This window comes from Leifsonia sp. 115AMFTsu3.1, from assembly GCF_004362795.1.
Taxonomy (GTDB): domain Bacteria; phylum Actinomycetota; class Actinomycetes; order Actinomycetales; family Microbacteriaceae; genus Leifsonia.
The window spans coordinates 1,112,965-1,139,819 of record NZ_SNYB01000001.1; the positions used below are offsets into that span (position 1 = coordinate 1,112,965).

The 26,855-nt window shown below is 69.6% G+C and carries 25 protein-coding genes; 17 read left to right on the top strand and 8 right to left on the bottom strand.

What is annotated here, in order from left to right; translation table 11 throughout:
• Positions 1–10: 10 nt before the first annotated feature.
• Entirely contained in the window at positions 11–454 is a 444-nt protein-coding gene (locus tag AXZ95_RS05420; RefSeq protein ID WP_018189998.1) for a succinate dehydrogenase hydrophobic membrane anchor subunit, read from the bottom strand.
• A gap of 1 nt (position 455) precedes the next feature.
• Positions 456–872, bottom strand: a complete 417-nt coding sequence (gene sdhC, locus AXZ95_RS05425; protein WP_081626591.1) for a succinate dehydrogenase, cytochrome b556 subunit — start codon at positions 870–872, stop codon at positions 456–458.
• Positions 873–1,033: 161 nt separating this feature from the next.
• Here sdhC and AXZ95_RS05430 point away from each other — a divergent pair, with 161 nt between their 5' ends.
• A complete protein-coding gene (locus AXZ95_RS05430; protein WP_018190000.1) occupies positions 1,034–1,258 on the top strand; it encodes a hypothetical protein in 225 nt (74 codons plus the stop codon).
• Positions 1,259–1,282: 24 nt separating this feature from the next.
• On the opposite strand, the gene AXZ95_RS05435 is transcribed toward AXZ95_RS05430, so the two are convergent.
• Positions 1,283–2,422: a mannose-1-phosphate guanylyltransferase gene (locus tag AXZ95_RS05435; protein WP_018190001.1), complete on the bottom strand. Its 1,140-nt coding sequence runs from the start codon at positions 2,420–2,422 to the stop codon at positions 1,283–1,285.
• A 74-nt stretch (positions 2,423–2,496) separates the two neighbouring features.
• On the opposite strand from AXZ95_RS05435, the gene AXZ95_RS05440 reads away from it, so the two are divergent.
• The 11 genes from AXZ95_RS05440 to AXZ95_RS05490 all read left to right on the top strand — a co-directional run bounded on the left by AXZ95_RS05440 (position 2,497) and on the right by AXZ95_RS05490 (position 14,082).
• Entirely contained in the window at positions 2,497–3,666 is a 1,170-nt protein-coding gene (locus AXZ95_RS05440; protein WP_018190002.1) for a glycosyltransferase family 1 protein, read from the top strand.
• Positions 3,667–3,730: 64 nt separating this feature from the next.
• Complete coding sequence (locus AXZ95_RS05445; RefSeq protein WP_018190003.1) at positions 3,731–4,864, top strand: magnesium and cobalt transport protein CorA; 1,134 nt, start codon at positions 3,731–3,733, stop codon at positions 4,862–4,864.
• Between the two features lie 178 nt (positions 4,865–5,042).
• A complete protein-coding gene (locus tag AXZ95_RS05450) occupies positions 5,043–6,125 on the top strand; it encodes a BMP family ABC transporter substrate-binding protein (RefSeq protein ID WP_018190004.1) in 1,083 nt (360 codons plus the stop codon).
• Positions 6,126–6,338: 213 nt separating this feature from the next.
• On the top strand, positions 6,339–7,859 hold the full coding sequence (locus AXZ95_RS05455; protein ID WP_018190005.1) for an ABC transporter ATP-binding protein: 1,521 nt from the start codon (positions 6,339–6,341) through the stop codon (positions 7,857–7,859).
• Positions 7,856–9,154, top strand: coding sequence for an ABC transporter permease (locus AXZ95_RS05460; RefSeq protein ID WP_018190006.1), 1,299 nt, complete (start codon positions 7,856–7,858; stop codon positions 9,152–9,154). Before AXZ95_RS05455 ends, AXZ95_RS05460 begins: the two co-directional genes overlap by 4 nt.
• Complete coding sequence (locus AXZ95_RS05465) at positions 9,151–10,443, top strand: ABC transporter permease (protein ID WP_018190007.1); 1,293 nt, start codon at positions 9,151–9,153, stop codon at positions 10,441–10,443. Before AXZ95_RS05460 ends, AXZ95_RS05465 begins: the two co-directional genes overlap by 4 nt.
• Complete coding sequence (locus AXZ95_RS05470; RefSeq protein WP_018190008.1) at positions 10,440–10,877, top strand: cytidine deaminase; 438 nt, start codon at positions 10,440–10,442, stop codon at positions 10,875–10,877. Before AXZ95_RS05465 ends, AXZ95_RS05470 begins: the two co-directional genes overlap by 4 nt.
• A 16-nt stretch (positions 10,878–10,893) precedes the next feature.
• Complete coding sequence (locus AXZ95_RS05475; RefSeq protein ID WP_018190009.1) at positions 10,894–12,201, top strand: thymidine phosphorylase; 1,308 nt, start codon at positions 10,894–10,896, stop codon at positions 12,199–12,201.
• Between the two features lie 10 nt (positions 12,202–12,211).
• The gene (locus tag AXZ95_RS05480; protein WP_018190010.1) at positions 12,212–13,330 is read left to right on the top strand and encodes an adenosine deaminase; all 1,119 of its coding nucleotides are present in this window, start codon (positions 12,212–12,214) and stop codon (positions 13,328–13,330) included.
• 24 nt (positions 13,331–13,354) lie between these two features.
• Complete coding sequence (locus AXZ95_RS05485) at positions 13,355–13,813, top strand: PTS sugar transporter subunit IIA (RefSeq protein ID WP_018190011.1); 459 nt, start codon at positions 13,355–13,357, stop codon at positions 13,811–13,813.
• A complete protein-coding gene (locus AXZ95_RS05490) occupies positions 13,810–14,082 on the top strand; it encodes a PTS sugar transporter subunit IIB (RefSeq protein ID WP_018190012.1) in 273 nt (90 codons plus the stop codon). Before AXZ95_RS05485 ends, AXZ95_RS05490 begins: the two co-directional genes overlap by 4 nt.
• Before the next feature lies 1 nt (position 14,083).
• Here the strand turns inward: AXZ95_RS05490 and AXZ95_RS05495 are convergent, their stop codons facing one another.
• The gene (locus tag AXZ95_RS05495) at positions 14,084–14,386 is read right to left on the bottom strand and encodes a helix-turn-helix domain-containing protein (protein ID WP_018190013.1); all 303 of its coding nucleotides are present in this window, start codon (positions 14,384–14,386) and stop codon (positions 14,084–14,086) included.
• A 50-nt stretch (positions 14,387–14,436) separates the two neighbouring features.
• On the opposite strand from AXZ95_RS05495, the gene AXZ95_RS05500 reads away from it, so the two are divergent.
• A complete protein-coding gene (locus tag AXZ95_RS05500) occupies positions 14,437–15,624 on the top strand; it encodes an MFS transporter (protein ID WP_018190014.1) in 1,188 nt (395 codons plus the stop codon).
• A 79-nt stretch (positions 15,625–15,703) separates the two neighbouring features.
• Here the strand turns inward: AXZ95_RS05500 and AXZ95_RS05505 are convergent, their stop codons facing one another.
• Together AXZ95_RS05505 and AXZ95_RS05510 are read right to left on the bottom strand one after the other, a co-directional pair.
• Positions 15,704–17,425: a phospho-sugar mutase gene (locus AXZ95_RS05505; protein WP_018190015.1), complete on the bottom strand. Its 1,722-nt coding sequence runs from the start codon at positions 17,423–17,425 to the stop codon at positions 15,704–15,706.
• The gene (locus tag AXZ95_RS05510) at positions 17,422–18,255 is read right to left on the bottom strand and encodes a purine-nucleoside phosphorylase (RefSeq protein ID WP_018190016.1); all 834 of its coding nucleotides are present in this window, start codon (positions 18,253–18,255) and stop codon (positions 17,422–17,424) included. Before AXZ95_RS05510 ends, AXZ95_RS05505 begins: the two co-directional genes overlap by 4 nt.
• An 84-nt stretch (positions 18,256–18,339) precedes the next feature.
• On the opposite strand from AXZ95_RS05510, the gene AXZ95_RS05515 reads away from it, so the two are divergent.
• From AXZ95_RS05515 to AXZ95_RS05525, 3 genes are all read left to right on the top strand, one after another.
• The gene (locus AXZ95_RS05515; RefSeq protein WP_018190017.1) at positions 18,340–19,773 is read left to right on the top strand and encodes an NAD(P)H-quinone dehydrogenase; all 1,434 of its coding nucleotides are present in this window, start codon (positions 18,340–18,342) and stop codon (positions 19,771–19,773) included.
• 15 nt (positions 19,774–19,788) lie between these two features.
• Entirely contained in the window at positions 19,789–21,720 is a 1,932-nt protein-coding gene (locus tag AXZ95_RS05520; RefSeq protein ID WP_018190018.1) for a cation:proton antiporter, read from the top strand.
• A gap of 216 nt (positions 21,721–21,936) precedes the next feature.
• Positions 21,937–22,794 (top strand): hypothetical protein, encoded by an 858-nt coding sequence (locus tag AXZ95_RS05525; RefSeq protein ID WP_018190019.1) that lies wholly within the window; start codon positions 21,937–21,939, stop codon positions 22,792–22,794.
• 151 nt (positions 22,795–22,945) lie between these two features.
• On the opposite strand, the gene AXZ95_RS05530 is transcribed toward AXZ95_RS05525, so the two are convergent.
• The gene (locus AXZ95_RS05530) at positions 22,946–24,709 is read right to left on the bottom strand and encodes a biotin carboxylase N-terminal domain-containing protein (RefSeq protein WP_026307072.1); all 1,764 of its coding nucleotides are present in this window, start codon (positions 24,707–24,709) and stop codon (positions 22,946–22,948) included.
• A gap of 94 nt (positions 24,710–24,803) precedes the next feature.
• Positions 24,804–25,442 carry a Maf family protein gene (locus AXZ95_RS05535; RefSeq protein WP_196802427.1) on the bottom strand — a complete coding sequence of 213 codons (639 nt, stop codon included), beginning with the start codon at positions 25,440–25,442 and terminating at the stop codon, positions 24,804–24,806.
• Between the two features lie 24 nt (positions 25,443–25,466).
• On the opposite strand from AXZ95_RS05535, the gene AXZ95_RS05540 reads away from it, so the two are divergent.
• Positions 25,467–26,759: a TRAM domain-containing protein gene (locus tag AXZ95_RS05540; protein WP_018190022.1), complete on the top strand. Its 1,293-nt coding sequence runs from the start codon at positions 25,467–25,469 to the stop codon at positions 26,757–26,759.
• Positions 26,760–26,855: the final 96 nt, after the last annotated feature.

Genomic DNA, 26,855 nt, shown 5'->3' on the forward strand with positions numbered 1-26,855 from the left:
TGTCGAAGGATCAGCGTGCCGGGCAGAAGGACGGCAGGTCGGAGGCCGCGGCGCCGGCCGGGCACGGGTCGAACGTGAAGATCACGAGCGTTCCGAGCACGATCAGCACGACGACCGCGGCGAGGACGGCCCACTTGAGGATGCGGTTGACCACCCGGTTGTAGGCGTAGTCGTTGATGAGCGTCCGCATCCCGTTGCCGCCGTGGATCAGGGCGAGCCACAGCATCAGGAGGTCCCAGACCTGCCAGAACGGCGTGGCGTACTTGCCGGCGACGAAGGCGAAGTCGATCTGCTTGACGCCGTCGCCGAGGACGAGGTTGATCAGCAGGTGGCCGAAGATGAGGATCACGAGCAGGACGCCCGAGAACCGCATGTAGATCCAGCCCCACTTCTCCCAGTTCTTGCCGCGGGAGGATCGGGCTGCGGGGGTGCGCGGCGCCTCGATGGTCGTCACGTCAGTTCACCTCCGAGAAGATGTGGACGAGCTGGACGGGCACGAAGCCGGCCATCAGGATCACCCACAGCGCGATGACGATCCAGAACATGACCTTCTGGTACTTGACGCCCTTGCTCCAGAAGTCGATCAGGATGATGCGGATGCCGTTGAAGGCGTGGAACACGATTGCCGCGACGAGGGCGATCTCGCCGAGCCCCATGATCGGGTTCTTGTAGGTGCCGATCACCGCGTTGTACGCCTCGGGGCTCACGCGGATGAGTGACGTGTCCAGGATGTGGACGAGAAGGAAGAAGAAGATGGCGACGCCGGTGATGCGGTGGAGGACCCACGACCACATCCCCTCACGGCCACGGTACAGAGTTCCGCCGGGCCGGGTCTTGGCCGGCTGCAGGGTCCCTGTCGCTTGGTCTGACACGGACAACCCTCCCTGGTTGCTGATCGCTGATGCGGCGCGGTGAGCGCAGCGCCAGTCTATGCCGGGTGGGGTCCAGCCGCCTCTTAGGGTGACCTCAGTTATCTCGATGTCGAGATAACCCGCCCTGTACGCCGGGATCGGCCGAGCGTACCGTCCACGCCATGACACAGGACGAACCGATCATGCAGGGAAGCACCGACGCGACGGACGAGAGCAAGGTCGCCGGCATCGTCGAGCAGGTCCGCGCGGACATGCAGCTGCGGGGCTCCGAGGACAGCGAGCGGCTGCTGAAGCAGCGGCTCGACGAGGCGGGCATCCAGCTCCCGCAGGAGGAGGTCTCGCGGCTGGTGCACGAGGTGCAGAACGGACCGTCGGTCGTCGACTGACTGACCGACCGACCGACCGACCGACTAGAGGACGTCGGTGGATCCGGTGATCTTCAGCGCATCCACCACGGCCTTCACCCGCTGCGCGTTCTCGCTCGTGGTGACGAGCAGCGCGTCCGGAGTGTCGACGACGACGATGTCCTTGACGCCGATGAGGCTGATCACCCGCTTGCTCTGGCTCACCACGATGCCGCTCGACGAGTCGGACAGCACCCGGGCGTTCTCGCCGAGGATGGCGAGGTCCGACTTGCGGCCGCCCGAGTTGAGCTTCGCGAGCGACGCGAAGTCGCCGACATCGTCCCAATCGAAGTAGCCGGGGATGACGGCGAGGCGACCGGCAGCGGCCGCCGGCTCCGCGACCGTGTAGTCGATGGCGATCTTCTCGAGCTCCGGCCAGATCCGGTCGACGGCGGGGCCGCGGGTCGCGGGGTCGTCCCACGCCTCCGCCAGCTCCAGCAGTCCGGCGAGCAGCTTCGGCTTGTTGCGGCCGATCTCCTCCAGCAGCTTGTCGGCCCGCGAGATGAACATGCTCGCGTTCCACAGGTACGAGCCGTTCGCCAGGTAGCGCTCGGCGGTCTGCAGGTCCGGCTTCTCCTTGAAGGAGTCGACGGCCAGCGCGCTGGGTGCGCCGGCGATCTCGAGCCGCTCGCCGTAGTGGATGTAGCCGAACCCGACCGCGGGCTCCGTCGGCTGGATGCCGATGGTCGTGATGTAGCCCGCGCGCGCAGAGGCGGCCGCCTCGCGTACGGCCGACTGGAAGAGCGGCAGGTTGTTGATCACGTGGTCCGCGGCGAACGAGCCGATGATCACGCCGGGCTCGCGGCGCTCCAGGATGGCGGCGGCGAGGCCGATGGCCGCGGTGGAATCGCGCGGTTCGGACTCCAGCACGACGTTCGGGTCGGTGAGCGACGGCAGCTGCGACTCGACGGCGGCGCGGTGGGCCCGGCCCGTGACGACCATGATGCGCTGCTCGCCTGACAGGGGAGCGACGCGATCCCAGGTGTCGCGGAGCAGCGTCTGGCCGGAGCCGGTCAGGTCGTGCAGGAACTTCGGGGCGTCCGCCCGCGACAGGGGCCACAGCCGCGAGCCGATGCCGCCGGCCGGGATCACGCTGTAGAAGCGCTCGATGGGCGGGCCCTGTGTGATCCTGCGCTTCTGAGTCATGCCGAAAGGATAGCGAGCGTCGCCGGACACCGGCTGTTCACGGTGACGACACCGGCGCCGCCTAGCGTGGCGTCATGCGGGTCGCGGTGGTCAGCGAGAGCTTCCTCCCCACAGTCAACGGGGTCACGACGAGTGTGCTGCGGGTGCTCGACCATCTGGCGGCCGAGGGACACGATGCGATCGTGATCTGCCCGGATGCGGGGGCGCCGGCGGAGTACAACGGGTTCCGCATCCACCAGGTGCCGTCGGTCGCGTACCGTCAGTTCCCGGTCGGGCTGCCGAGCCCACAGGTGCAGCGCATCCTCGCCGGCTTCGGCCTCGATGTGCTGCACGCCGCCTCGCCGTTCTTCCTGGGGGCGCAGGCGATCGCGGCGGCCAACCGGATGGGTGTGCCGTCCGTCGCCATCTACCAGACGGACGTCGCCGGCTTCGCGCGCCGCAACGGGCTGGGCGTCACCTCGGCCATCGCCTGGAAGTACGTCCGCTGGGTCCACGAAGGCGCCGACCTGACGCTCGCGCCGTCGGCGGCGAGCGAGTACGACCTCCGCACGGCCGGCGTCACACGGGTCGCCCGCTGGGGACGCGGCGTCGACCTGGTGCGGTACCACCCCAATAAGAGGAGAACGCCGGCGGCGGCCGCTCTGCGGGAGCGCCTGTCGCCCGACGGCGAGACCGTCGTCGGGTACGTCGGCCGCATCGCCCCGGAGAAGCAGGTGGAGCGGCTGCGCGCACTCCGCGGGATCGGGGGAGTGTCGCTCGCGATCGTCGGCGACGGCCCGTCACGCGACGCCGTCGCCCGCGAGCTCCGCGGCATCCCGGTGACGTGGCTCGGCCGGCTCGGCGGCGAGGATCTCGCCGCCGCCTACGCCGCCTTCGACGTCTTCGCGCACACCGGATCCGAGGAGACGTTCGGCCAGACGGTTCAGGAGGCCCATGCGTCGGGACTCCCGGTGGTCGCGCCGCGCGCGGGCGGCCCGATCGACCTCGTCGAGCACGGCGTGGACGGGCTGCTGTTCCGCCCGTCCGACGACCGCGCCTTGCGCGCAGCCGTCTCGATGCTCGTCCGCGATGGCGCCCTGCGTCGCCGCATGGGGGAGGCCGGACGCCGCGCCGTGCTCGGACGCAGCTGGGATGTCGTGTGCGGCGAGCTGACGCGCCACTACGAGCGCGTGATCCTCGACGCCGTCGCGGCGGTGGATGCGACCCGCGTCCAGCGTCCGGAGGGTTCGCGAGCGTACAGTTAGGTGGCCCCTCGGGCCGTCCTGAACTCGTGTCGACTCGACGTCGTCCGGACCACGGAGGTGACTTATGGCCAACCAGAACCGACGCGGCATCCCCATGCCCTTCGTGACGCGCACCCGCCGGGTCGAGCCTCCCTCTCCGGCCGTCGCGACGTCGCCGGTCGAAACTCCCGCGGGCCGGCGCAGCATGGTCGACAGCGCGATCTACGCCGACGGCGTCCGCGTCGCCTCCCCGACCTCCCTCGCCGAGACGTACGCGGCGCTCGACCGCACCCCGGGCGGGGTCGCCTGGATCGGCCTCTACCGGCCGAGCGAGCAGGAGCTGCTGTCGCTGTCGGAGGAGTTCAACCTCCACCCGCTGGCGATCGAGGACGCCATCGTCGCCCACCAGCGTCCCAAGCTGGAGCGCTACGACACCGTCCTCTTCGTCGTGCTCAAGGCGGCGAACTACCTGGACGTGCCGGAGGAGGTCGACTTCGGCGAGCTGCACCTCTTCGTCGGGCGCAACTTCGTCATCACGGTCCGCCACAGCGAGTCGCCGGACCTCTCCCACGTCCGGCAGAGGATGGAAAGCGAGCCGGAGCTGCTCGCGCTCGGGCCGCAGGCCATCCTCTACGCGATCATCGACGCGGTCGTGGATGCGTACAGCCCGGTCGTCGCGGGTCTCGCCAACGACATCGACGAGATCGAGACGCAGGTGTTCGGCGGAGACGCCCTGGTCTCCCGGCGCATCTACGAGCTGTCCCGGGAGGTCATCGACTTCCAGCGGGCGACGCATCCCCTGTCGGCGGTCATGCTGGCGCTCGAGCGCGGCTCGGTGAAGTACGGCGTGACGCAGGAGCTCGAACGCCGGCTCCGCGACGTCGCCGACCACCTCACGCAGGTCAACGAGCGCGTCGACGGGTTCCGCTACCTGCTGCGCGACATCCTGACGGTGAACTCGACCCTCGTCTCCGAGAGACAGAACGAGGAGATGACACGGTTGGCGCACTCCAGCAACCGGCAGGGCGAGGAGGTCAAGAAGATCTCCTCGTGGGCGGCCATCCTGTTCGCGCCGTCGCTCATCGCCGGCATCTACGGCATGAACTTCACGCACATGCCGGAGCTGTCCTGGCCGTTGGGATACCCGCTCGCGGTCCTGGCGATGCTCGGCCTGAGCGGTCTGCTGTACACCATCTTCAAGCGGCGCGGCTGGCTCTGAGCACCCCTCCCCGAATGGGGGACGGGCTGCTCGAATGAGCACGTGCCAACCGGGTGAGCGTTTGTAACGCTTGCATGAAGAACCCGGATTTTCGAACGGAGTGGTTCGTCACATTCGGTAACGTGAACCGCAGAAGCCTGCGATTACCCGCGCGGCTACGCATCTTGGAGGAACAACCTTGTCAATCACAGCCCGAAAGGCCGGACTCCTCGGCCTCGCGGCGGTCGGCGTCATGTCGCTGCTCGCTGCCTGCTCGGCTGCCCCGTCGGACAGCTCGTCCGGTGGCGCCGCGAAGAGCGACTTCCTGCCCTGTATGGTCTCCGACTCCGGTGGATTCGATGACCACTCGTTCAACCAGCTCGGCTACGAGGGTCTGCAGCAGGCCGCGAAGTCGCTCGACGTGAAGTACAAGCAGGCGGAGTCGAAGAGCGAGAACGACTTCGCTCCGAACATCCAGAGCATGGTCGACGCCAACTGCAACCTCGTCGTGACGGTCGGCTTCCTCCTCAAGGACGCGACCGAGAAGGCCGCGAAGGCCAACCCGGACGTGAACTTCGCGATCATCGACGACAACGAGATCCAGGCGAAGAACGTCAAGCCGATCATCTTCGACACGGCCCAGGCCGCGTTCCTGGCCGGCTACGCAGCCGCCAGCTACTCGAAGACCGGCATCGTCGGCACCTTCGGCGGAATGCAGATCCCGACGGTCACCATCTTCATGGACGGCTTCGCCGACGGTGTGAAGTACTTCAACGACCAGAAGGGCAAGTCGGTCAAGGTCGTCGGCTGGGATGTCGACAAGCAGAACGGCCTCTTCACCGGTGGCTTCGACGCCAACGAGACCGCGAAGAACACCGCTCAGGGCATCATCGACCAGAACGCCGACGTGATCATGCCGGTCGGCGGACCGATCTACCAGTCGGCCGCTCAGGCGATCAAGGACTCCGGCAAGCCGATCGCGATGATCGGTGTCGACGCCGACGTCTACGAGTCCGACCCGACCGTGAAGGACCTGCTCCTCACCTCGGTCATGAAGGGCATGAAGCCGGCGACCAACGACGTCGTCACCCAGGCCGCCAAGGACAAGTTCGACAGCACCCCGTACGTGGGCACGCTGAAGAACGACGGCGTCGGCATCGCCCCGTTCCACGACTTCGAGTCGAAGGTGGACTCGGGCCTGCAGGGCGAGCTCGACAAGATCAAGGCCGGCATCATCGACGGCTCGATCAAGGTCACCTCGCCCTCGTCGCCCAAGCAGTAACAGCGACGAGAACGCTCGACGGGGAGGTCAGCCACGGCTGGCCTCCCCGTTCCGTTCCCTCCCCGCCTTCCTCGCTCATCTGAGCACACACTGACATCTGCGCAGGAAGGTAGGGTTGAGGATGCGCGACGAGGCCACCAGCCGTTCCGCGTGCCCCCTCCTCACAAAGGCTCTTCGCTCCCCCCGGGCGAGTAGAGAAGGAAACCCACCCGAATGAAGCTCGAACTCCGCGGGATCACCAAACGGTTCGGTCCCCTGGTCGCGAACAACCACATCGATCTGACCGTCGAACCCGGTGAGATCCACTGCCTGCTCGGCGAGAACGGTGCAGGCAAGTCCACCCTCATGAACGTGCTCTACGGGTTCTACCAGCCCGACGAGGGCGAGATCCTGCTCGACGACGTCGTCCAGCACTTCTCCGGCCCGGGTGACGCCATGAAGGCCGGCATCGGCATGGTGCACCAGCACTTCATGCTCATCCCCGTCTTCACCGTCGCCGAGAACGTCATGCTCGGCCACGAGCAGACCAAGTTCGGCGGCCGTCTCGACCTCAACGCCGCCCGGGCCAAGGTCCGCGAGATCTCCGCCCGCTTCGGCTTCGACGTCGACCCGGATGCGCTGGTCGAAGACCTCCCGGTGGGCGTCCAGCAGCGCGTGGAGATCATCAAGGCGCTGTCGCAGGACGCCAAGGTGCTCGTCTTCGACGAGCCGACGGCGGTGCTGACACCGCAGGAGACCGACGAGCTCATGGCGATCATGCGCCAGCTCAAGGAGCAGGGCACCGCGATCGTCTTCATCACGCACAAGCTTCGCGAGGTGCGCGAGGTCGCCGACCGCATCACCGTCATCCGGCTGGGCAAGGTGATCGGCGAGGCGCAGCCCACCGCCACCAACGTCGAGCTCGCGTCGATGATGGTCGGCCGCGCGGTGTCGCTCACGGTGGACAAGAAGCCGGCGACACCGGGCGCCCCGGCGCTCGTGGTCAAGGACCTCTCGGTGATCGACCCGATCGGGCAGATCGTCGTGAACAACGTGAGCTTCGAGGTGGCCGCCGGTGAGATCCTGGCGATCGCCGGCGTTCAGGGCAACGGCCAGACGGAGCTGACAGAGGCGATCATCGGCCTCCAGCCGCGTGTGCAGGGCGAGATCCTGCTCGACGGCAAGCCGATCCAGGGCCACAGCGTCCGCAAGGTGCTCGACGAAGGTGTCGGGTTCGTGCCGGAGGACCGCAACGAGGACGGCCTGGTGGGGGAGTTCTCCATCCAGGAGAACCTCATGCTCGACCGCTCGACGAGCGACCCGTTCGTGAAGGCCGGCAACATCCAGTTCTCCTACCTCAAGCAGTTCGCCGAGGACAAGGTGCGCGAGTTCGACGTGCGCGCGCAGTCCATCGACGAGAAGGTCGGCCGGCTCTCTGGCGGCAACGCGCAGAAGGTCGTGCTGGCCCGCGAGCTCAGCCGCGAGCTGCGGCTTTTCGTGGCGGCGCAGCCGACGCGCGGTCTGGACGTCGGCTCGATCGAGTTCGTGCACAAGCGCATCGTCGAGACCCGGGATGCCGGCATCCCGGTGATCGTCGTGTCCACCGAGCTCGACGAGGTCGCCGCCCTCGCTGACCGCATCGCCGTGATGTACCGCGGCGGAATCGTAGGAATCGTGCCGGGCAACACGTCTCGCGACGTACTCGGCCTCATGATGGCCGGCGAGTCGCCGGAGCAGGCAGGAGCAGCAGCATGACGGGGACCCCCACGCCCGGCCAGCCCGTGGCGCCGGCCCAGCCCGTGGAGCCCGGCACGCCGGCTCCCGCACCAGCGGGCGAAGAGCCCTCGCGCTGGAACCAGGCGGTCCGCGAGATCATGAGCGGGCCCGTGGTCATCTCGATCCTCGCGGTCGTCCTCGCCCTGATCGTCGGCGCCATCCTCATCGCGGTCACCGACCCCGAGGTGCAGCGGGCGGCGGGGTACTTCTTCGCCCGGCCCGGCGACACCTTCGCCGCCATCTGGACGTCGGTCTCCGACGCGTACGTCTCGATGTTCCAGGGCGCTATCTACAACTTCCGCCGACCGTCGTTCAGCGCGGGGATCCGGCCGCTGACCGAGACGCTCACCTTCGCCACCCCGTTGATCGTCAGCGGTCTCGGCGTCGCGCTGGCCTTCCGCGTCGGCCTGTTCAACATCGGTGGTCAGGGGCAGATCCTCATCGCCGCCGCAGCATCCGCCTGGGTCGGTTTCTCGTTCGACCTGCCGCCGGTCATCCACCTGGTGCTGGCCGTCGTCGCCGGCATCGTCGGCGGAGCGATCTGGGCCGGCATCGTCGGCCTGCTGAAAGCGCGGACCGGTGCACACGAGGTGATCGTCACGATCATGCTCAACTACATCGCGTTCTATCTGATCTCGTACATGCTGCGCACGCAGGGGCTCCTGCAGGCGCCGGGGTCGAACAACCCGAAGGCGCCGGCGGTGCACGCCAACGCGATCTTCCCTCCGCTGCTCGGTGCGCAGTACAACCTCACCTGGGCCTTCGTGCTCGTGATCGGCGCGACGGTCTTCGTGTGGTGGCTGATCAACCGATCGAGCCTCGGCTTCCGCTTCAGGGCGGTGGGTGAGAACCCGAACGCCGCACGGGTCGCGGGCATCAACGTCAAGAACGTGTACGTCTACGCCATGCTCATCGCCGGTGGACTGATCGGCATCACCGGCGCCAGCCAGGCGCTCGGTGTCTTCCCGCAGGGCATCAGCTCCGGTGTGGATGCGGGCATCGGCTTCGACGCGATCACGGTCGCGCTGCTCGGTCGGTCGCGTCCGTGGGGTGTGTTCATCGCCGGCCTCCTCTTCGGAGCTCTCAAGGCCGGTGGGTACACCATCCAGGCGGCGAACGACATCCCGATCGACATCGTCCTGATCCTGCAGTCCCTCATCGTCCTGTTCGTCGCTGCGCCGCCGCTCGTGCGCGCGATCTTCCGCCTGCCTGCTCCGGGGAGCACTCCCCGGAGACAGCGCCCCATCGTCACGAAGGAGGTGGCGGCCAAGTGAGCACCACCGCCCCCGTCGTTCCCGACTCCTCGCCGATCGTCCTGGAGAAGGCGGAAATCCGCTCCTGGAAGGCGCCGATCGCTTTCGGCATCTTCGTGCTGGTCAGCCTCATCCTGTTCTTCGGGTTCTCCCGGCACGGCGAGAGCACGTTCCGCTTCTCGGAGAAGTCGGATGCCGTCCGTCTGCCCACCCTGACGGTCGACAGCTTCGTCACCACCACGGTCGTGACCATCCTCCTGATCGCGCTCACCCTGTGGAGCGCGTACCTCTCCTACCGGGCACGCAGGACGCCGATCTGGGTCGTCATCGTCTTCTCGCTTCTGTTCATGTTCGGCTTCCTGACCTGGGCGGACTCGGGCAGCCCGTATCCGGTTCCGGTGACGGGCCTCCTGCTCGGCACGATCAGCCTCGCGGTCCCGCTCGTCTTCGGCGCGCTCGGCGGCGTGGTCTCCGAGCGCGGCGGCGTGGTGAACGTGGCCATCGAGGGCCAGCTGCTCGCCGGCGCGTTCGTCTCGGCCATGACGGCGACGCTCACCGGCAGCTGGGTCGTCGGCCTCATCGCCGCGATGGTCGCCGGTGTGCTGGTGTCCTTCCTGCTCGGCGCGTTCGGGATCAAGTACCTCGTCGACCAGGTCATCGTCGGCGTCGTGCTCAACGTGCTCGTCGTCGGTCTCACGAGCTTCCTCTACTCGAAGGTGCTCGCGGGCAACCCGCAGCTGCTCAACCACCCGCCGCGCCTGCCGAACTGGCCGATCCCGGTGCTCAGCGAGATCCCGATCGTCGGCAAGGTGCTGTTCGACCAGTCGATCATCGAGTACCTCATGTACATCGCCGTGTTCCTGGTCTGGTTCGGCCTGTTCAAGACGCGTTGGGGCCTCCGGCTCCGGTCCGTCGGCGAGCACCCCGAGGCGGCGGACACCGTCGGCATCAAGGTCAACAGCACCCGGTTCTGGAACGTCTCGCTCGCTGGCGCCATCGCGGGCCTCGGCGGCGCGTACTACACGCTCGGCTCCGTCGGCGCGTTCTCGAAGGAGATGACCGCAGGTCAGGGCTTCATCGCCCTCGCGGCCGTGATCTTCGGCCGCTGGGATCCCATCAAGGCAACGCTCGCCGCCCTGCTCTTCGGCTTCGCCACGAACCTGCAGAACGTGCTCAGCACCATCGGCTCGCCGGTCCCGAGCGAGTTCATGCTGATGCTGCCGTACGTCGTGACGATCCTCGCCGTTGCGGGTCTCGTCGGCATCTCGCGCGCTCCTGCTGCCGACGGAAAGCCGTACATCAAGTCATGAGCGCCGTGGATCAGAACCCCGATTCGATCGACTGGGATGCGCTGCGGTCCGCCGCGATAGAGGCCATGTCGCACGCGTACGTCCCGTACTCCGAGTTCCCGGTCGGTGCGGCGGCGCTCGTCGACGACGGCCGGATCGTCAGCGGCTGCAACGTCGAGAACGCCAGCTACGGCGTGACGCTGTGCGCCGAATGCGGGCTCGTCTCGTCGCTCGCGATGACCGGCGGCGGCCACCTCGTCGCGTTCACGTGCGTGAACGGCGACGGCGACATCCTGATGCCGTGCGGCCGCTGCCGCCAGTTGCTCTACGAGCACTCGGCGGAGGGGATGCTGCTCGAGACGGTCTCCGGCATCCGCACCATCGACCAGGTGCTGCCCGACGCTTTCGGGCCGCGCCAGCTCGCCGCTTACGCGGCCGAGCACAACAACGACTGAACAGAGGAACACCTTCGTGACCGACCGTGCAGGAGAGGTCGAGGCGTTCGACGCCGTCGACCTGATCAGGACCAAGCGCGACCGCGGCGAGCTGAGCACCGCCGAGATCGACTGGCTCGTCGACGCGTACACCCGCGGCTATGTCGGCGACGAGCAGATGTCGGCGATGACCATGGCGATCTTCCTCAACGGGATGACGCGCCGCGAGATCAAGGACCTCACTCTCGCGATGATCGTCTCGGGCGAGCGGATGGACTTCTCGGGCCTCGGCAAGCCGACCGCCGACAAGCACTCCACCGGCGGCGTCGGTGACAAGATCACGCTGCCGCTCATGCCGCTCGTCGCGACGTTCGGCGTCGCCGTGCCGCAGCTGTCGGGGCGTGGTCTCGGTCACACCGGGGGCACCCTCGACAAGCTCGAGAGCATCCCGGGCTGGCGTGCGAACCTCAGCAACGAGGAGATGTTCGCCCAGCTCCGGAACGAGGGCGGCGTCATCTGCGCGGCCGGCTCGGGCCTCGCTCCGGCGGACGGAAAGCTCTACGCACTGCGCGACATCACCGGGACGGTCGAGGCAATCCCGCTGATCGCCTCCTCGATCATGTCGAAGAAGATCGCCGAGGGCACCGGCGCGCTGGTGCTCGACGTGAAGTTCGGCTCCGGCGCGTTCCTCAAGGACATCGAGCGCTCGCGCGAGCTCGCCCGCACGATGGTCGAGCTCGGTCGGGATGCCGGCGTCGCCACCTCCGCTCTGCTGACCGACATGAACGTCCCGCTCGGCCTCGCGATCGGCAACGCGAACGAGGTCCGCGAGTCGGTGGAGGTGCTCGCCGGCGGCGGGCCCGCCGACATCGTCGAGCTGACCGTCGCGCTCGCCCGCGAGATGCTGACCCTCGCCAGCCGCCCGGACGAGGACGTCGAAGCGGCCCTGAAGGACGGCCGGGCGATGGACAAGTGGCGCGAGGTCATCCGCGCCCAGGGCGGCGACCCGGATGCCGACCTCCCTGTCGCGAAGGAGACGCACACCGTCGTCGCCGACCAGGACGGCATCCTCGTCGAGCAGCAGGCGCTGCCCTTCGGCATCGCCGCCTGGCGGCTCGGCGCCGGACGCGCGCGCAAGCAGGACCCGGTGCAGCACGCGGCCGGGATCGACCTGCACGCGAAGCCCGGCGACGAGGTGCGGGCGGGTCAACCGCTGTTCACCCTGTCGGCGGACGAGCCCGCCCGGTTCGAGCGCGCACTCGAGGCTCTGGAGGGCGCCTACCGGATCGCCGCCCCCGGCACCCCGTACGAGCGCGGCCCGCTGATCGCCGACCGCATCGCCTAGGGTTGGACTCATGAGCGACGCCTGGAACGAGTACACGCTGGCCGACGGCACGGAGATCCGCCCGCTGCCGAAGGTCTCCCTCCACGACCACCTCGACGGCGGCCTCCGCCCCGCGACGGTGCTCGAGCTGGGCCAGGAGATCGGGCTGGAGCTGCCGGCGCAGGATGCGACCGAGCTGGGCCGCTGGTTCGCCGAGAAGTCGAACTCCGGCTCGCTCGTCGAGTACCTGAAGACGTTCGACCTGACCACGGCCGTGATGCAGTCCCGCGAGGGTCTCGTGCGGGTCGCCCGCGAGTCGGTCCAGGACCTCGGGGCGGACGGCGTCGTGTACGGCGAGCTCCGCTGGGCGCCCGAGCAGCACCTGTCCGGCGGCCTCAGCCTCGACGAGACGGTCGAGGCGGTCCAGGAGGGTATCGAGCAGGGCATCGCCGACGTCCGTGGCGCCGGGGGGCGCATCCGCATCGGTCAGCTCGTCACCGCCATGCGCCACAACGACCGCGGCCTCGAGATCGCCAACCTCGCCGTCCGCCATCGCGACCGCGGCGTGGTCGGCTTCGACATCGCCGGCGCCGAGGCGGGCTTCCCCGCATCCAACCATCGCGCCGCCTTCGACTACCTGGCGTCGGAGTTCTTCCCGGCGACCGTCCACGCGGGCGAGGCCGACGGGCTCGAGAGCATCCGCAGCGCCCTCCTCGACGGCCGGGCTCTGCGCCTGGGCCACGGCGTGCGTCTCGCCGAGGACATCACGGTGGAGCGCCAGGACGACGAGAACACCTATGTCACCCTCGGCACGCTCTCGCAGTGGGTCAAGGATCGTGAGATCGCCCTCGAGACGAGCCCGACGTCGAACCTGCAGACCGGCGCCATCGCCGCGTGGGGCGACGACATCCTCGACCACCCGTTCGACCTGCTCTACCAGCTGGGCTTCCGCGTCACCGTCAACACCGACAACCGGCTGATGAGCGGCACGACCCTGACCCGCGAGCTGAGCATCCTCGCCGACGCGTTCGCCTACGACCGCACCGACCTGGAGATCTTCCAGCTCAACGCCGCGGCGGCATCCTTCCTCCCGCTGGAGGAGCGCGAAGAGCTCGCGGAGATCATCACAGCAGGTTTCGAGGGTTCGTAACCCCTCGGGCGTTACGCTGAAGATATGTCACTGCCACCGCTGCCTGATTCCGCCATCACCGTCGGCGCGCACGCCGCCGACTGGCGTGAAGCGGTCGAGCTGGCAGGGCAGGCGCTGGCGCGCTCCGGAGCGACGGAGCAGGGCTACGCGCAGCGAATGATCCAGGTCATCGAGGAGTTCGGCGCCTACATCGTCATCGCGCCGGGCCTCGCTCTGGCGCACGCGCGACCCGGTCCCGACGTGAACGCGGACGGCCTCTCCGTCGTCACCCTCGACGAGCCGGTGGTCTTCGGTCACCCGCACAACGACCCGGTCTCGGTGGTCCTCGGCCTCGCCGTCTCGACGCCCGAGGCGCATGTGACGAGCGTGGCCGAACTGGCGAACGTCTTCAACGACCCGGAGGCGATCCCGGCCTTGGCCGCGGCGACGGACGTAGCCGACGTGCAGCGCATCCTCACGCTGAGCGAGGAGGCGTCGCGGTGAAGATCGTCGCGATCTGCGGCGTCGGCGTCGGCACGTCCGGCATCCTCAAGGTCAACGCCGAGCGCGTGCTCGACCGGCTGGGGATCGACGCGGACGTCACGGCGTCCGACGCGGCGAACATCGCCGAGGCGGCGTCCGACGCGCAGGTCGTGCTCACCTCGCCGGAGCTCGTCGACCGCATCGGTCGCACGAACGCCGACGTGATCGTGGTGGAGAACTACTTCGACCTGGACGAGCTGGAGCGGAAGCTCGACGAGGCGCTCGGCTGACTCAGCCCTGCAGAAGGGCCTCGACGAGCCCGGGGAAGCGGTCGTCCAGCTCCTCACGACGCAGCTGGATCTCGTGCGTGCGGCCGGAGACGATGGTGCGCGTGACACCGGCCTCGCGCAGCGTCTTGAAGTGATGCGCCATGGTCGACTTCTGGATGTCGACGCCCCACTCGGTCATCGACTTGGGATGCGGGCGGCCGTCCGCGAGGACCCGGACGATCTGCAGCCGAATGGGGTCGGCGAGGGCGCGCAGCACATCCACGAGCTGCACATCGGCCATGTCGGGCGTGGGGTAGTCGGTCATCTCACCACAATTGTTTGACAATCATCGAACAATAGTCGTACCGTAACGGTATGACGTTCATCGAACAATCATACCGCAGGACGCTTCCGGCCCTGCTGGTACTCGCCCTCGCCCTGTTCGTCGTCGGTACGAACGCGTTCGTGATCGCGGGCCTCCTGCCGCGCGTCGGCGAGAGCATCGGCGCGACGGCGACCCAGGTCAGCTGGTCGATCACCACCTACTCGCTGGTCGTGGCGGTCGCTGCACCGGCCGTCTCCATCCTCCTTCCGCGCGTGCCGCGCGCGACCCTCATGGCCGCCGGACTCGCGATCTTCGCCATCGGGACGGCCGCCTCGGCGCTTGCTCCGAACCTCCCGCTGTTCATCGCCGGACGCACCTTCTCCGGCCTCGGCGGTGCCGCCCTCGTCCCGACGGCCACCGCGGCGGCGGCCTCGCTCGCCCGGCCGGGCAAGCGTGGACAGGCCCTCGCGATCGTGGGAGCCGGTTTCACGCTGGCCACGGCGGTCGGTTCGCCGCTCGGCACCGCCCTCGGAGGCGTCGCGGGCTGGCGCTTCGCGCTCTGGTGCATCGTCGGCATCGCCGTGCTGCTGGTGGTGGCCATCCCGCTCGTCGTTCGCGGTGTGCCTGTGCCTCCGGCGGTCAGCCTGCGCCGACGGCTGGCCCCGCTGGCCGACCTCCGTATCGTGGCGCCGCTCGGGACCACGCTGCTCATGGTCGCCGGCTTCAACATCGTCTACATCTTCTCGGCGTCGGTGACCCATGCCTCGACCGGCGGCTCCGGGTCGCTGCTCGCCGTCCTGCTGCTCGCCTACGGTGTCGCCGGAATCGCGGGCAACTCGGTCGCGGGTCCGCTCACCGACCGCTTCGGCAGCAGGATCGTCGCGATCGTCGCGCTCGCCGGGCAAGCCGTGATGCTGGTGGTCCTGGCCTTCGCCGAAGCGTCCTTCGTCGCGTCCGTCGTCGTGTTCGCGCTGTGGGGCGTCGCGGCGTTCGCGATCGCCATCCCGGTGCAGCACCGCCTCGTCCACGTCGACCCGGAGAGCTCGGCTCTCGCGCTGTCGTGGTACTCGACGGCGATGTACGTGGGGATCGCGATCGCGCCGCCGATCGGGGCGCTCGCCCTGTCGGCGGGAGGGGCCGTGGCCGTGCCGCTGGCGGGAGCGGTGGTCACGCTCGGTGCGCTGGGCGTGTTCGTCGTCGGTTATCTGGCGCGGACTCCGCGCGCGGTGACCGTCTGAGGCGGGCCGAGCAGGTCTGAGCCAGGTCGGCCGGTCCGACGCGGCCCCGCGAAGGCGGGACCGCGCCAGACCGTCCGGATCAGGCGACGAGCAGGCGCATCGCCTCGGCCAGTGCGGCGACCCGGTTTGTCGCCGTCTGCCGGCGCTCCTCGACCGTACCCTCGTCGCTCGATGCGTCGATGTAGATCTTCAGCTTGGGCTCCGTGCCGCTCGGGCGGACCATGACGCGGGAGCCGTCTTCCAGCAGGATGCGCAGCACATCGCTCGGAGGCAGTCCGCCGAATCCGTCGCGCAGGTCGTCGATCTGCGTCACGCGCACGTCGCCCAGATGACTCGGCGGGGTGGACCGCAGCGCCGCCATGATCTCGCCGATGCGCGAAAGGTCCGTCACCCGTAGCGAGATCTGGTCGCTCGCGAAGAAGCCGAACCGCTCGGCGAAGGCCTCCAGGCGTCCGGCGATGGTGACGCCGTCCGCGGCGAGCCCGTTCGCCAGATCGAGCAGGGCGACGGCGGCCGAGATGCCGTCCTTGTCACGGACGGTGTCCGGATTCACCAGGTAGCCCAACGCCTCCTCATAGCCGTAGACGAGGCCAGGGGCGCGGGACACCCACTTGAACCCGGTGAGGGTGTCGGCGAAGTCGAGCCCATACGCGTGTGCGACCGCAGCGAGGGCGGGCGACGAGACGACCGAGCAGGCCAGCGTCCCGAAGGCGCCGCGCTCATCCGCTCGCTCTACAGCGATCTCGGCGGCGCGCCAGCCGAGCAGGGCGCCGACCTCGTTGCCGGAGAGCCGTCGGTAGCCGTCCGGACTCGACGGGTCGGGCACCGCGACGGCGAGCCGGTCGGCATCCGGATCGTTCGCGATCACCAGGTCGGCCCCGGCGTCACGGGCGGTCTGGAACGACAGGTCCATCGCGCCCGGCTCCTCGGGGTTCGGGAAGGCGACGGTCGGGAAGGCGGGATCCGGGTCGATCTGCGCCGTGACCGGGGTGGGGGAGGCGAATCCGGCACGCGCGAACACCTCGCGTGCGGTGCGCCAGCCGACGCCGTGCATCGCGGTGTACACGAACGACACGGCGTCACGCGGGGTGTCCGTGACGGCCACAGCGACGGTGGCGTCGAGGTAGGCCTGCTCCACGTCGTCGGGGGCGATCTCGTAGCGGTCGGAGCGCGGCAGGTCGGCCACGCTGCCCTGAGCGACCTCGAGGATGTGCGCGGCGATCTCGGCGTCGACCGGCGAGACGATCTGCGAGCCGTGGTCCTCTCCGCCGAGATAGACCTTGTACCCGTTGTCGTTCGGCGGGTTGTGGCTGGCGGTCACCATGACGCCGGCGCTCACCTCCAGGTGCCGGACCGCGAACGCCAGCACCGGAGTCGGCAGGAGGCGGGGGAGCAGCACGGCGCGGATGCCTGCCCCGGCCATCAGTTCGGCGGTGTCGCGGGCGAAGACGTCGGAGTTCTTGCGTCCGTCGTACCCGATCACGACCGACGGCGTTCCGCCCTCGGCGTGCTCCAGCAGCCAGCGCGCGAAGCCTGCGGCCGCCTGGGCCACGAGCACGCGGTTCATGCGGTTGGGGCCCGCGGCGATGGCGCCGCGCAGACCGGCAGTTCCGAACGCGAGCCGCTCGTCGAACCGCGAGTGCAGGTCGGCGATCGCCTCGGCCGAGCCCGCCTCGGCGGCGACGATGAGCGCATCCAGCTCGTCACGGGTCTCCGGGTCGGGGTCCTGCGCAAGCCAGGCGCGGGCCTCGCTGAGCAGCTCCGGGGTGTCCTTCTTCGTGGACGTCGCGTTGTCGGTCACAGGGCCTCCACGATCTGGGCGAGAAGGGCGCTGATCACCGGCTCCGCGGCACGACCGGCGTCGATGACCTCCTGGTGGCTGAGCGGCGTCTTCTGGATGCCCGCCGCCAGGTTGGTGATGAGCGACATCCCGAGGATCTCCATGCCGGCCTGGCGGGCGGCGATCGCCTCGAGCGCTGTCGACATCCCGACGATGTGGCCGCCGATGGTCTTGGCCATCTGGACCTCGGCCGGCGTCTCGTAGTGCGGACCGCGGAACTGCGTGTACACGCCCTCGTCGAGGCTGGGGTCGATGGTCCGGGCGAGCGCACGGAGACGCGGAGAGTAGAGATCGGTGAGGTCGATGAAGGTGGCGCCCTCGAGCGGGGAGTCCGCCGTGAGGTTGATGTGGTCGGAGATGAGGACGGGCGTGCCCGGCTTCCAGTGCTCCTTGATGCCACCGGCACCGTTGGTGAGCACCATCGTGGTCGCTCCGGCGGCCGCGGCGGTGCGGACGCTGTGCACGACCCGGCGCACGCCGTGCCCTTCGTAATAGTGGGTGCGCGCGCCGATCACCAGCGCGTGCTTGCCGTTCGGCAGCCGGATGGAGCGCAGCGTTCCGACGTGGCCCTCGAGAGCCGGCTTACTGAAGCCGACGATCTCGGTGGCGGGGACGGTGGCGACGGTCTCGCCGATCAGATCGGCGGCACGGCCCCAGCCGCTGCCCAGCGTGAGCGCGATGTCATGGCGCTCGACGCCCGTCTTCTCGGCGAGCTGGCCCGCGGCCTCCCGAGCGACCTCGAACGGGTCGGCAGAGGGGTCGTCGAGCGGGTTCGTGATGGATTCCAGCATGAGCCAACTCTACTGAGCGGCCGGCTTTCCACAGGCTCGGAGCCGAATGCGCATCGGTGCACCCCATACGGAAGAATGGAGCGCATGGCGTACGAATTCGAGCGGAAACAGCGCATCGCGGTCCTCGGCGGCGGCCCCGGCGGTTATGAGGCGGCGCTCGCGGGCGCGCAACTCGGCGCCGATGTCACGCTCGTCGAGCGCTCCGGCGTCGGCGGGTCCGCCGTCATCACCGACGTCGTGCCGTCGAAGAGCCTCATCGCCACCGCGGAGGCGACCAATGCGCTCGCCGAGGCGGCCGACCTCGGTGTCCAGTTCTTCTCGCGCGGAGAGACGGGCAAGCCCGTGCGCCCGGAGATCGCCGTGAACCTCGCCGCGGTCAACAAGCGGCTGATGGGCCTCGCGCGCCAGCAGTCGGAGGACATGCGGGCCGAGCTCGTGCGCGCCGGCGTCCGCATCGTGACCGGAGAGGGTCGGCTCGACGGGTCGAGCGCGATCATCGTCTCCACCTCGAAGGAGGCGGGGACCGACTTCGACCGGGTGGAGGCGGACACGATCGTGGTCGCCGTCGGCGCCCGGCCCCGCGTGCTGCCCTCCGCCGTGCCCGACGGGGAGCGCATCCTCACCTGGACCCAGCTGTACGACCTGCAGACGGTGCCATCGCACCTCATCGTGGTGGGCTCGGGCGTCACCGGCGCGGAGTTCGCTTCGGCGTACACGGCGCTCGGCTCGAAGGTGACGCTCATCTCGTCGCGCGACCAGGTGCTCCCGGGCGAGGACGCCGACGCCGCGCGTGTCATCGAGAACGTCTTCAAGCGGAACGGCATGCAGGTCCTCTCGAAGTCGCGCGCCGAATCCGTGGTCCGCACCGAGGACGGCGTCGTCGCCACGCTCACCGACGGACGCACGATCGAGGGCTCGCACTGTCTCATGGCGGTCGGCTCCGTCCCGAACACCGCAGGCATCGGGCTCGAGGAGGCCGGGGTGCAGGTGACCAACTCGGGGAACATCCGGGTCAACCGGGTCGCGCGCACGTCCATCCCGAACATCTACGCCGCCGGCGACTGCTCCGACTCCCTACCGCTCGCCTCTGTCGCGTCGATGCAGGGCCGCACCGCCGTCTTCCATGCGATGGGCGACGCGGTCAACCCGATCGAGCTGCGCAACGTCAGCTCCAACATCTTCACCCAGCCCGAGATCGCCACGGTCGGCTGGAGCCAGAAGCAGATCGAGGAGGGCATCGCCCAGGGCGACATCTACAAGCTGCCCCTCAAATCCAATCCGCGCGCCAAGATGCTCGGAATCCGCGACGGTTTCGTGAAGCTGTTCGCGCGCACCGGGTCCGGCACGGTGATCGGAGGCGTCATCGTGGCCCCGCGGGCATCCGAGCTGATCTTCCCGCTCGCGCTCGCCGTCGAGCAGCGTCTGACGGTGGATCAGGTGGCCCGGGCGTTCACGGTGTACCCGTCCCTCTCCGGCTCGATCACCGACGCAGCGCGCGCGATGCACATCGTGCTCTGACGGGAGGCCAGGGGGATGGAGGTCGGGCTCGTCATCGGAGTGCTCGCGGTGCTCACCATCGCCGCGGCGACGACGTTCGGGCCGCGGTTCGGCGTCGCGTCGCCCCTGATCCTGGTGGTCATCGGCATCCTGGTGAGCCTGTTGCCGTTCGTGCCGGCGATCGAGCTCGAACCGGAGTGGATCCTCGCGGGGGTGCTCCCACCGCTGCTCTACTCGGCGTCCGTGTCCATGCCGGCCATGAACTTCCGGCGCGAGTTCGGGGCGATCGGCGGGCTCTCCGTCCTGCTCGTGATCGTGAGTTCCGTGCTGCTCGGGCTGTTCTTCGCCTGGGTCATCCCTGGCCTGGGTCTCGGCTGGGGGATCGCCCTGGGCGCCATCGTCAGCCCGACCGACGCCGTCGCCACTGGCATCGTCAAACGAGCGGGCGTCTCGCCGCGCGTCGTGGCCATCCTCGAGGGCGAGAGCCTGCTGAACGACGCGACCGCGCTCGTGCTCCTGCGAGCAGCGGTGGCAGCCGCCGGCGCGTCGTTCACGATCGGCGCGGTCACACTCTCGTTCGTGTATTCGGTGCTCGTGGCCGTCGTCTTCGGCGTGGTGGTCGGCTGGCTGAACCTGCTCGTCCGTGCTCGCGTGAAGGACGCCACGGTCAACACCGTCATCTCGTTCACCGTGCCGTTCCTCGCCTCGATCCCGGCCGAGGCGCTCGGCGCCTCCGGCCTCGTCGCCGCTGTCGTCGCCGGCCTCGTGACCGGCAGCCGCGCGCCGCGCGTGCTCTCGCCGGAGCACCGGTTGTCGGACGCGCAGAACTGGCGCACGGTCGAGCTCATCCTCGAGGGGCTCATCTTCCTGACGATGGGCCTGGAGCTGTTCGGAATCGTGCAGGACGTGCAGGAGGACCATTCCGGGGTGGCGCCCGCCATCGGAATCGCTGCGGGCGCTCTCCTTCTCACAATCCTGGTGCGCGCCGCGTTCGTCGCGCCCCTGCTCGCTCTGCTTGCCCGGCGCAGCAAGCGAAGGCAACGGATTCGGCCGCGCCTGGAGCAGCTGCAGGAGCACCTGAGCGATCCGGAGGCGGTGCGGCGGGGGATCGCCGAGCGCATCGCGAAACCGGGGGAGCAGCGGGCGCTCGCGGCCGGCTCGTCGGCGGCCGCGGGGGAGGTCGGAGACGAGTCCGGCGCGGGATCGGGTGCCGACGTGCCGGCGGACACCTCGCCCGACCCGGCCGCCGCTGCGTCCTCCGCCGTCGCGGCGGCCGTTGTGCCCGATCCGACATTCCCGGACCCCGCGTTCCCGGACCCTGCCTTCGGCGACTCCGACGGCCGACGCCCCCTCTCGCCCAAGCAGGCCGAGCGGCGGCGTCGCCTGCTCGCGCGTCGCGGCATCCCGACCGTCGAGAACCTGACCCGTTTCGGCACGCGCCTCCGACGACTGCTGGCCGACATCGAGTACTTCACGGGAGCCCCGCTCGGGTGGCGTGAGGGCACGATCGTGGTGTGGGCGGGGATGCGCGGCGCCGTCACCGTCGCGGCCGCCCAGTCGCTGCCCGACAACACGCCGGGCCGCTCGGTGCTCGTGCTCATCGCCTTCCTGGTGGCGACGGGCTCGCTGCTTCTCCAGGGCGGCACCCTTGGGCTCGTGCTGAAGGCTGTCAAGCCCGCGGCGGCCGACCCGGAGGCCGAGCGGCAGGAACGGCGCAAGCTGATGGAACTCCTCTACGACGCGGCGAAGACCGTCCCGGTGCCGACGACGACCGAGCGCACACCGGAGGCGTTCGCCGAGCACAAGAGGGCGCGGCTCGCTCAGCTGCGGGCCCAGCGCGATGCCCTCCTCGATGCGCGCGACGACGGCGCGTTCAGCGCCGACGTCCTCGCCGGCGCGCTGAGCAACCTCGACGCCGACGAGATCAGCATCGACCTGAAGGGCGACCCAACGGAGGCGACCGGCTGACGCCTGCCGCTGGGCCGCCCGCGGAACGGAGGTATTCCGGCGGGTTTCCCGTCCCGATCTCCTCCGTTCGTGGCGTTCCGGCGGCGTGTCGGCAGCGATCTCCTCCCTTTCCGTCCCGCGGGATTCACGGTGTGCACAATCGACACCCGAGTGGATCTCTCCACAGATCGCCCCTGTCCGTCCTGAGGGCAGCCGCCGTTTCCGCAGGATGGGGACATGGATTGGATGACGGAACTCACTCGCCTCGGTGGCGCAGCGTCGCTCGGCCAATTGAAGGAGGCCGGGGCGCGGGGGCACGTCCTGTCCGCCGCCGTGCGCGAAGGTCGCCTCCTGCGGCCGCGGAACGGTCGCTATGCCCTTCCCGGGATCGGTGAGGCCGCCATTTCAGCCCTGCGGGCCGGCGGGCGCCTCTGCCGTGTCACCGCCGCCCGCACATACGGATTGTGGGGCGGCCAGGACGAACGGACACATCTGCTGGTTCCTCCCCACGCCGGACGGGCAGGAGCCGCCGATGACCGGACGGTCCGTCATTGGGGTCGCGCAGAGCGGCACAGCGAGGTGTGGCGTGTTTCGCTGGCCGATCGTCTGCGCAGCGCCGTGCGGTGCGCAGAGGACGAGACCGCCATCGCGGTGCTCGACACGGCGATCTCTACCGGCCAGGTGACACGCCACGGGCTGCGACGGGTGTTCGCGGATGAACCGCATCGGTCCAGACGTCTCGCCGAACGTGCGCGGCCCGGTTCGGACTCCGGTGTCGAGTCCTTCCTCCGGCAGCGTCTCACGGCTCGCGGTCGCATCGTCGAGCAGCAGTTGGCCGTCGACGGAGTGGGGCGCGTCGATGCCCTGGTGGATGGGGTGCTCTATCTGGAGATCGATGGATTCGAGTTCCACGCCGATCGCGAAGCGTTCGAGCGCGATCGCCGCCGCGATGTCGCCATGACACTGCAGGATCTGCCGAGGTTGCGGCTGACGGCGCGTCAGGTACTTCGGAGCCCGGACGCGACGGTGGCGACCATCGAGGAGTTGCTCGGGTCGCTGGAAAGGGAGGAGTTGCGTCGTGCGGCGGCGGGATGAGGCGCGAAAGGGAGGAGCTTCCGCCCGAATGTCGGCGGTGCTCCTCCCTTTCGCAAGGTGGTTGGCGGCGCGTCGGGCGCGCGTTATGGCGCGACTCGCGACGCGGACGCCGGTGTCGGACGATGCGGTGGTGCCAGACGATGCGGTGGTGTCAGACGATGTTGAGCAGCAGGTGGCCCGACGAGACGGTCTCGCCGACGCTCGCGTTGATGCCGGAGACGGTGCCGTCCTTGTGGGCGGTCAGCGGCTGCTCCATCTTCATGGCCTCGAGCACCAGCACCAGGTCGCCCTTGACGACCGGGTCGCCGTCGGCCACGGCGACCTTCACCACGGTGGCCTGCATCGGAGCGGTGACGGAGTCGCCGGTCGCGGTGTCCACCGCGTGCGCGGCGCCGCGGCGACGCGGAGCGGGGGCACCGGACGGCTCGCCGGCACCACCGCTGAGGAGGCGCGCGGGGAGGGAGACCTCGATGCGCTTGCCCTCGACCTCGACGACCACGTTGCTGCGGCGCTCCGCGGCCGGCTGGTCGCCGAGCTCGCCCGACCACGGCTCGATCTCGTTGACCCACTCGGTCTCGATCCAGCGCGTGTAGACGGAGAACGGCTCGCCGTCCTGCGGTGCGAAGGCGGGGTCGCGCACGATGGCACGGTGGAAGGGGAGGACGGTCGGAAGGCCCGCGACCTCGAACTCGTCCAGCGCGCGGCGGGAGCGCTCGAGGGCCTCCTCGCGGCTGGCGCCGGTCACGATGAGCTTCGCCAGCATGGAATCGAAGGAGCCGCTGATCACGTCGCCCGCCTGGATGCCGCTGTCGACGCGGACGCCGGGGCCGCTCGGGGCCTTGAACACGTGGACGGGCCCGGGGGAGGGGATGAAGCCGCGTCCCGCGTCCTCGCCGTTGATGCGGAACTCGAACGAGTGGCCGCGGGGAGCCGGGTCGTCGTAGTCGAGCTCGCCGCCCTCGGCGAGTCGGAACTGCTCGCGGACGAGGTCGATGCCGGTGACCTCCTCCGAGACGCAGTGCTCGACCTGGAGGCGCGTGTTCACCTCGAGGAACGAGACCGTGCCGTCCTTGCCGATGAGGAACTCGCACGTCCCGGCGCCCTGATAACCGACCTCCTTGAGGATGGCCTTGGACGACGAGTAGAGCTTCTCGGTCTGCTCGGGGGTGAGGAACGGCGCGGGCGCCTCCTCGACGAGCTTCTGGTGCCGGCGCTGCAGCGAGCAGTCGCGGGTGGAGACGACGACGACGTTGCCGTACGCGTCCGCGAGGCACTGGGTCTCGACGTGGCGCGGCTGGTCGAGGTACTTCTCGACGAAGCACTCGCCCCGGCCGAAGGCGGCGATCGCCTCACGCGTGGCCGACTCGAACAGCTCCGCCACTTCCTCGCGGGCGCGGGCGACCTTCAGGCCGCGGCCGCCGCCGCCGAACGCCGCCTTGATGGCGACCGGAAGCCCGTAGACGTCGACGAAGTCGAGCACCTCGGCCGCGTCCTTGACCGGGTTGAGCGTTCCGGGGGCGAGCGGCGCCCCCACCTTCTCGGCCACATGACGTGCGGAGACCTTGTCGCCCAGGCGCTCGATGGCCTCCGGGGACGGGCCGATCCAGGTCAGCCCGGCGTCGATGACGGCGCGGGCGAAGTCCGCGTTCTCGGCGAGGAAGCCGTAACCCGGATGCACGGCGTCGGCACCCGAGCGGCGCGCGACCGACAGGAGCTTGTCGATGACGAGGTACGTCTCGGCGCTCGTGGTCCCGTCCAGCGCGTAGGCCTCGTCGGCGAGGCGGACGTGGAGGGCGTCCCGGTCCTGGTCCGCGTACACGGCGACGGAGGCGATCCCGCTGTCCTTCGCCGCACGGATGACGCGGACGGCGATCTCGCCGCGGTTGGCGATCAAAACCTTGGTGATACGTGGCACAGTTCCCTAGCCTATTGCTCGAAATCGGAGTGGATTTGGGTGATCCCCACAAAAATGGGCGACCGAAGACTCCGGCAGCCTACAACGGCTTGCGTCAGTGCCCGCGGTTCCAGAGCGATGTCCACGGCACGCCGAGCTCGCGCACGAGCTCTCGCAGCGTCGAAAGGGAGAGGCCCACCACCGTGCTCGGATCGCCGTCCACCCGGGTGATGAAGGGTCCGCCCAGGCTGTCGATCGTGAAGGAGCCCGCCACCTCGAGCGGCTCGCCGCTCGCCACGTAGGCGTCGATCTCGTCATCCGTGACGTCCGCGAACGTGACGGAGGCGACGGCGGTCGCGCCGGCCGCGGCGTTCTCCCGACCGTCGCGATGGTCGATCAGCCAGTGGCCGGAATGGAGGGTGCCCGTGCGTCCGCGCTGCTGAATCCAGCGCTCGCGGGCGACCTCGGGGAGGTGGGGCTTGCCGTGGATGGCGCCGTCGATCGCGAAGGCCGAGTCGCCGCCCAGGATCAGCCCGTCGATTGGCTCGCCGTCCAGGGTGCCGCGCACAGCCTCCGCCTTCAGCCGCGCGAGGAGCTGGACCATCGCGTCGGCGCTCAGCGGACCGTGCTCGGCCTCCGCCGCGGCGACAGCGGCCGGTTCGTCGACGTGCGAAGGAACGACCACCGGCTCGACGCCGGCGGCGCGCAGCAACGCGAGGCGGGCGGGCGAGGTGGAAGCGAGGTAGAGGCGCATGGTCACCTGTGGGATGCTCGAAGGATGCCCCAGAAGGACGAGGTCGAGCTCGACATTACCAACGTGGCCCACGGCGGGGTGTTCGTCGCACGCCACGAGGGCCGGGTCGTCTTCGTGCCCGACACGATGCCGGGCGAGCGTGTTCGCGTCCGCATCGCGGACACCAGCCACGAGCGCTTCTGGCGCGGAGAGGTCGTCGAGGTCGTCGAGGCCGCGCCCGAACGGCAACCGCACGTGTGGAGAGCCGCCGCCATCGAGCGCCGGCCCACCGAGCGTGCGGGTGGCGCCGAGTTCGGGCACATCCGGCTCGACCACCAGCGCGAGCTGAAGCGGCGCGTGATCGAGGACGCCCTGCAGCGCACCGCCAAGCTGCCCGCCGACGCGATCGCGGCAGCCGGGGTCGACGGCTCCCCGGTCCGCGTCGAGCCGGTGGAGGGCGAAACGGGCGACGGCACGGGATGGCGCACCCGCGTCCGTCTGCAGGTCGACGGCGCCGGCCGCCTCGGTCCGTACGCGCAGCGCTCGCACACCGTCATCCCGGTCACCGACCTGCCCCTCGCGACCGACGCCGTCCAGGAGGCCACCCCGTTCGGGCAGCAGTTCCCCGGAGCCGAGTCGGTCGACGTCGTCGCCACCGGGCTCGGCGCCTCCCACGTGCTCGTCAACGACAAGCCCGTGCGCTCCGGACGGCGGAACGTCCGACCGCGGCGCCGTCCGGTCCCCATCCGCGAGCGTGTCGGCGACCGCGAGTTCCGGCTGGATGCGCGCGGCTTCTGGCAGGTGCACCGCGCCGCTGCCCAGACCCTCACCCAGGCGGTGCAGTCCGCCGTCGACGAGGCGCTCTTCGACCCCCGTGCGGCGAACCTCGACCTGTACGGCGGTGTCGGCCTCCTCGCCGCCGCGCTGGGCGACCGCTTCGGCTCGACGCTCCGCATCACCTCCGTCGAGAGCGACGAGGCCGCGACCGACGACGCAGCCGAGAACCTCGCCGACTGGGTCGGCGCCTCGGCGATCACCGACCGCGTCGAGCGCTACGTCACCCGGCTCGCCGGAGAGGCGTCGGCGGCGGAGCGCGCCCGGCTGCGGGCCGCGACGGTCGTCCTCGACCCGCCCCGCTCCGGTGCCGGCCGCGAGGTCGTCGACGCGATCGCCTCCCTCTCCCCCGCTCAGGTGGTCTACGTTGCCTGCGACCCCGTCGCGCTCGCCCGCGACCTCGCCTTCTTCGCCGGCCACGGCTACGACCTCCGGGGAATGCGCGCTTTCGACCTCTTCCCGAACACCCACCACGTCGAAGCCGTCGCCTCCCTCACCCGCTGATGGGCTGACGGGTTGACGGGTTGACGGGCTGACGCGCGGGCGCGAGTCGACGACCGACACGCGCCCACACGGACGCGCTGACGTCCGGACGACCCT

Coding starts and splice junctions, on each gene's coding strand:
- AXZ95_RS05430 (WP_018190000.1), top strand. CDS start 1,034: ATGACACAGGACGAACCGATCATGCAGGGAAGCACCGACGCGACGGAC.
- AXZ95_RS05435 (WP_018190001.1), bottom strand. CDS start 2,422: ATGACTCAGAAGCGCAGGATCACACAGGGCCCGCCCATCGAGCGCTTC.
- AXZ95_RS05440 (WP_018190002.1), top strand. CDS start 2,497: ATGCGGGTCGCGGTGGTCAGCGAGAGCTTCCTCCCCACAGTCAACGGG.
- AXZ95_RS05445 (WP_018190003.1), top strand. CDS start 3,731: ATGGCCAACCAGAACCGACGCGGCATCCCCATGCCCTTCGTGACGCGC.
- AXZ95_RS05455 (WP_018190005.1), top strand. CDS start 6,339: ATGAAGCTCGAACTCCGCGGGATCACCAAACGGTTCGGTCCCCTGGTC.
- AXZ95_RS05460 (WP_018190006.1), top strand. CDS start 7,856: ATGACGGGGACCCCCACGCCCGGCCAGCCCGTGGCGCCGGCCCAGCCC.
- AXZ95_RS05470 (WP_018190008.1), top strand. CDS start 10,440: ATGAGCGCCGTGGATCAGAACCCCGATTCGATCGACTGGGATGCGCTG.
- AXZ95_RS05480 (WP_018190010.1), top strand. CDS start 12,212: ATGAGCGACGCCTGGAACGAGTACACGCTGGCCGACGGCACGGAGATC.
- AXZ95_RS05485 (WP_018190011.1), top strand. CDS start 13,355: ATGTCACTGCCACCGCTGCCTGATTCCGCCATCACCGTCGGCGCGCAC.
- AXZ95_RS05495 (WP_018190013.1), bottom strand. CDS start 14,386: ATGACCGACTACCCCACGCCCGACATGGCCGATGTGCAGCTCGTGGAT.
- AXZ95_RS05500 (WP_018190014.1), top strand. CDS start 14,437: ATGACGTTCATCGAACAATCATACCGCAGGACGCTTCCGGCCCTGCTG.
- AXZ95_RS05510 (WP_018190016.1), bottom strand. CDS start 18,255: ATGCTGGAATCCATCACGAACCCGCTCGACGACCCCTCTGCCGACCCG.
- AXZ95_RS05515 (WP_018190017.1), top strand. CDS start 18,340: ATGGCGTACGAATTCGAGCGGAAACAGCGCATCGCGGTCCTCGGCGGC.
- AXZ95_RS05520 (WP_018190018.1), top strand. CDS start 19,789: ATGGAGGTCGGGCTCGTCATCGGAGTGCTCGCGGTGCTCACCATCGCC.
- AXZ95_RS05525 (WP_018190019.1), top strand. CDS start 21,937: ATGGATTGGATGACGGAACTCACTCGCCTCGGTGGCGCAGCGTCGCTC.
- AXZ95_RS05535 (WP_196802427.1), bottom strand. CDS start 25,442: ATGCGCCTCTACCTCGCTTCCACCTCGCCCGCCCGCCTCGCGTTGCTG.
- AXZ95_RS05540 (WP_018190022.1), top strand. CDS start 25,467: ATGCCCCAGAAGGACGAGGTCGAGCTCGACATTACCAACGTGGCCCAC.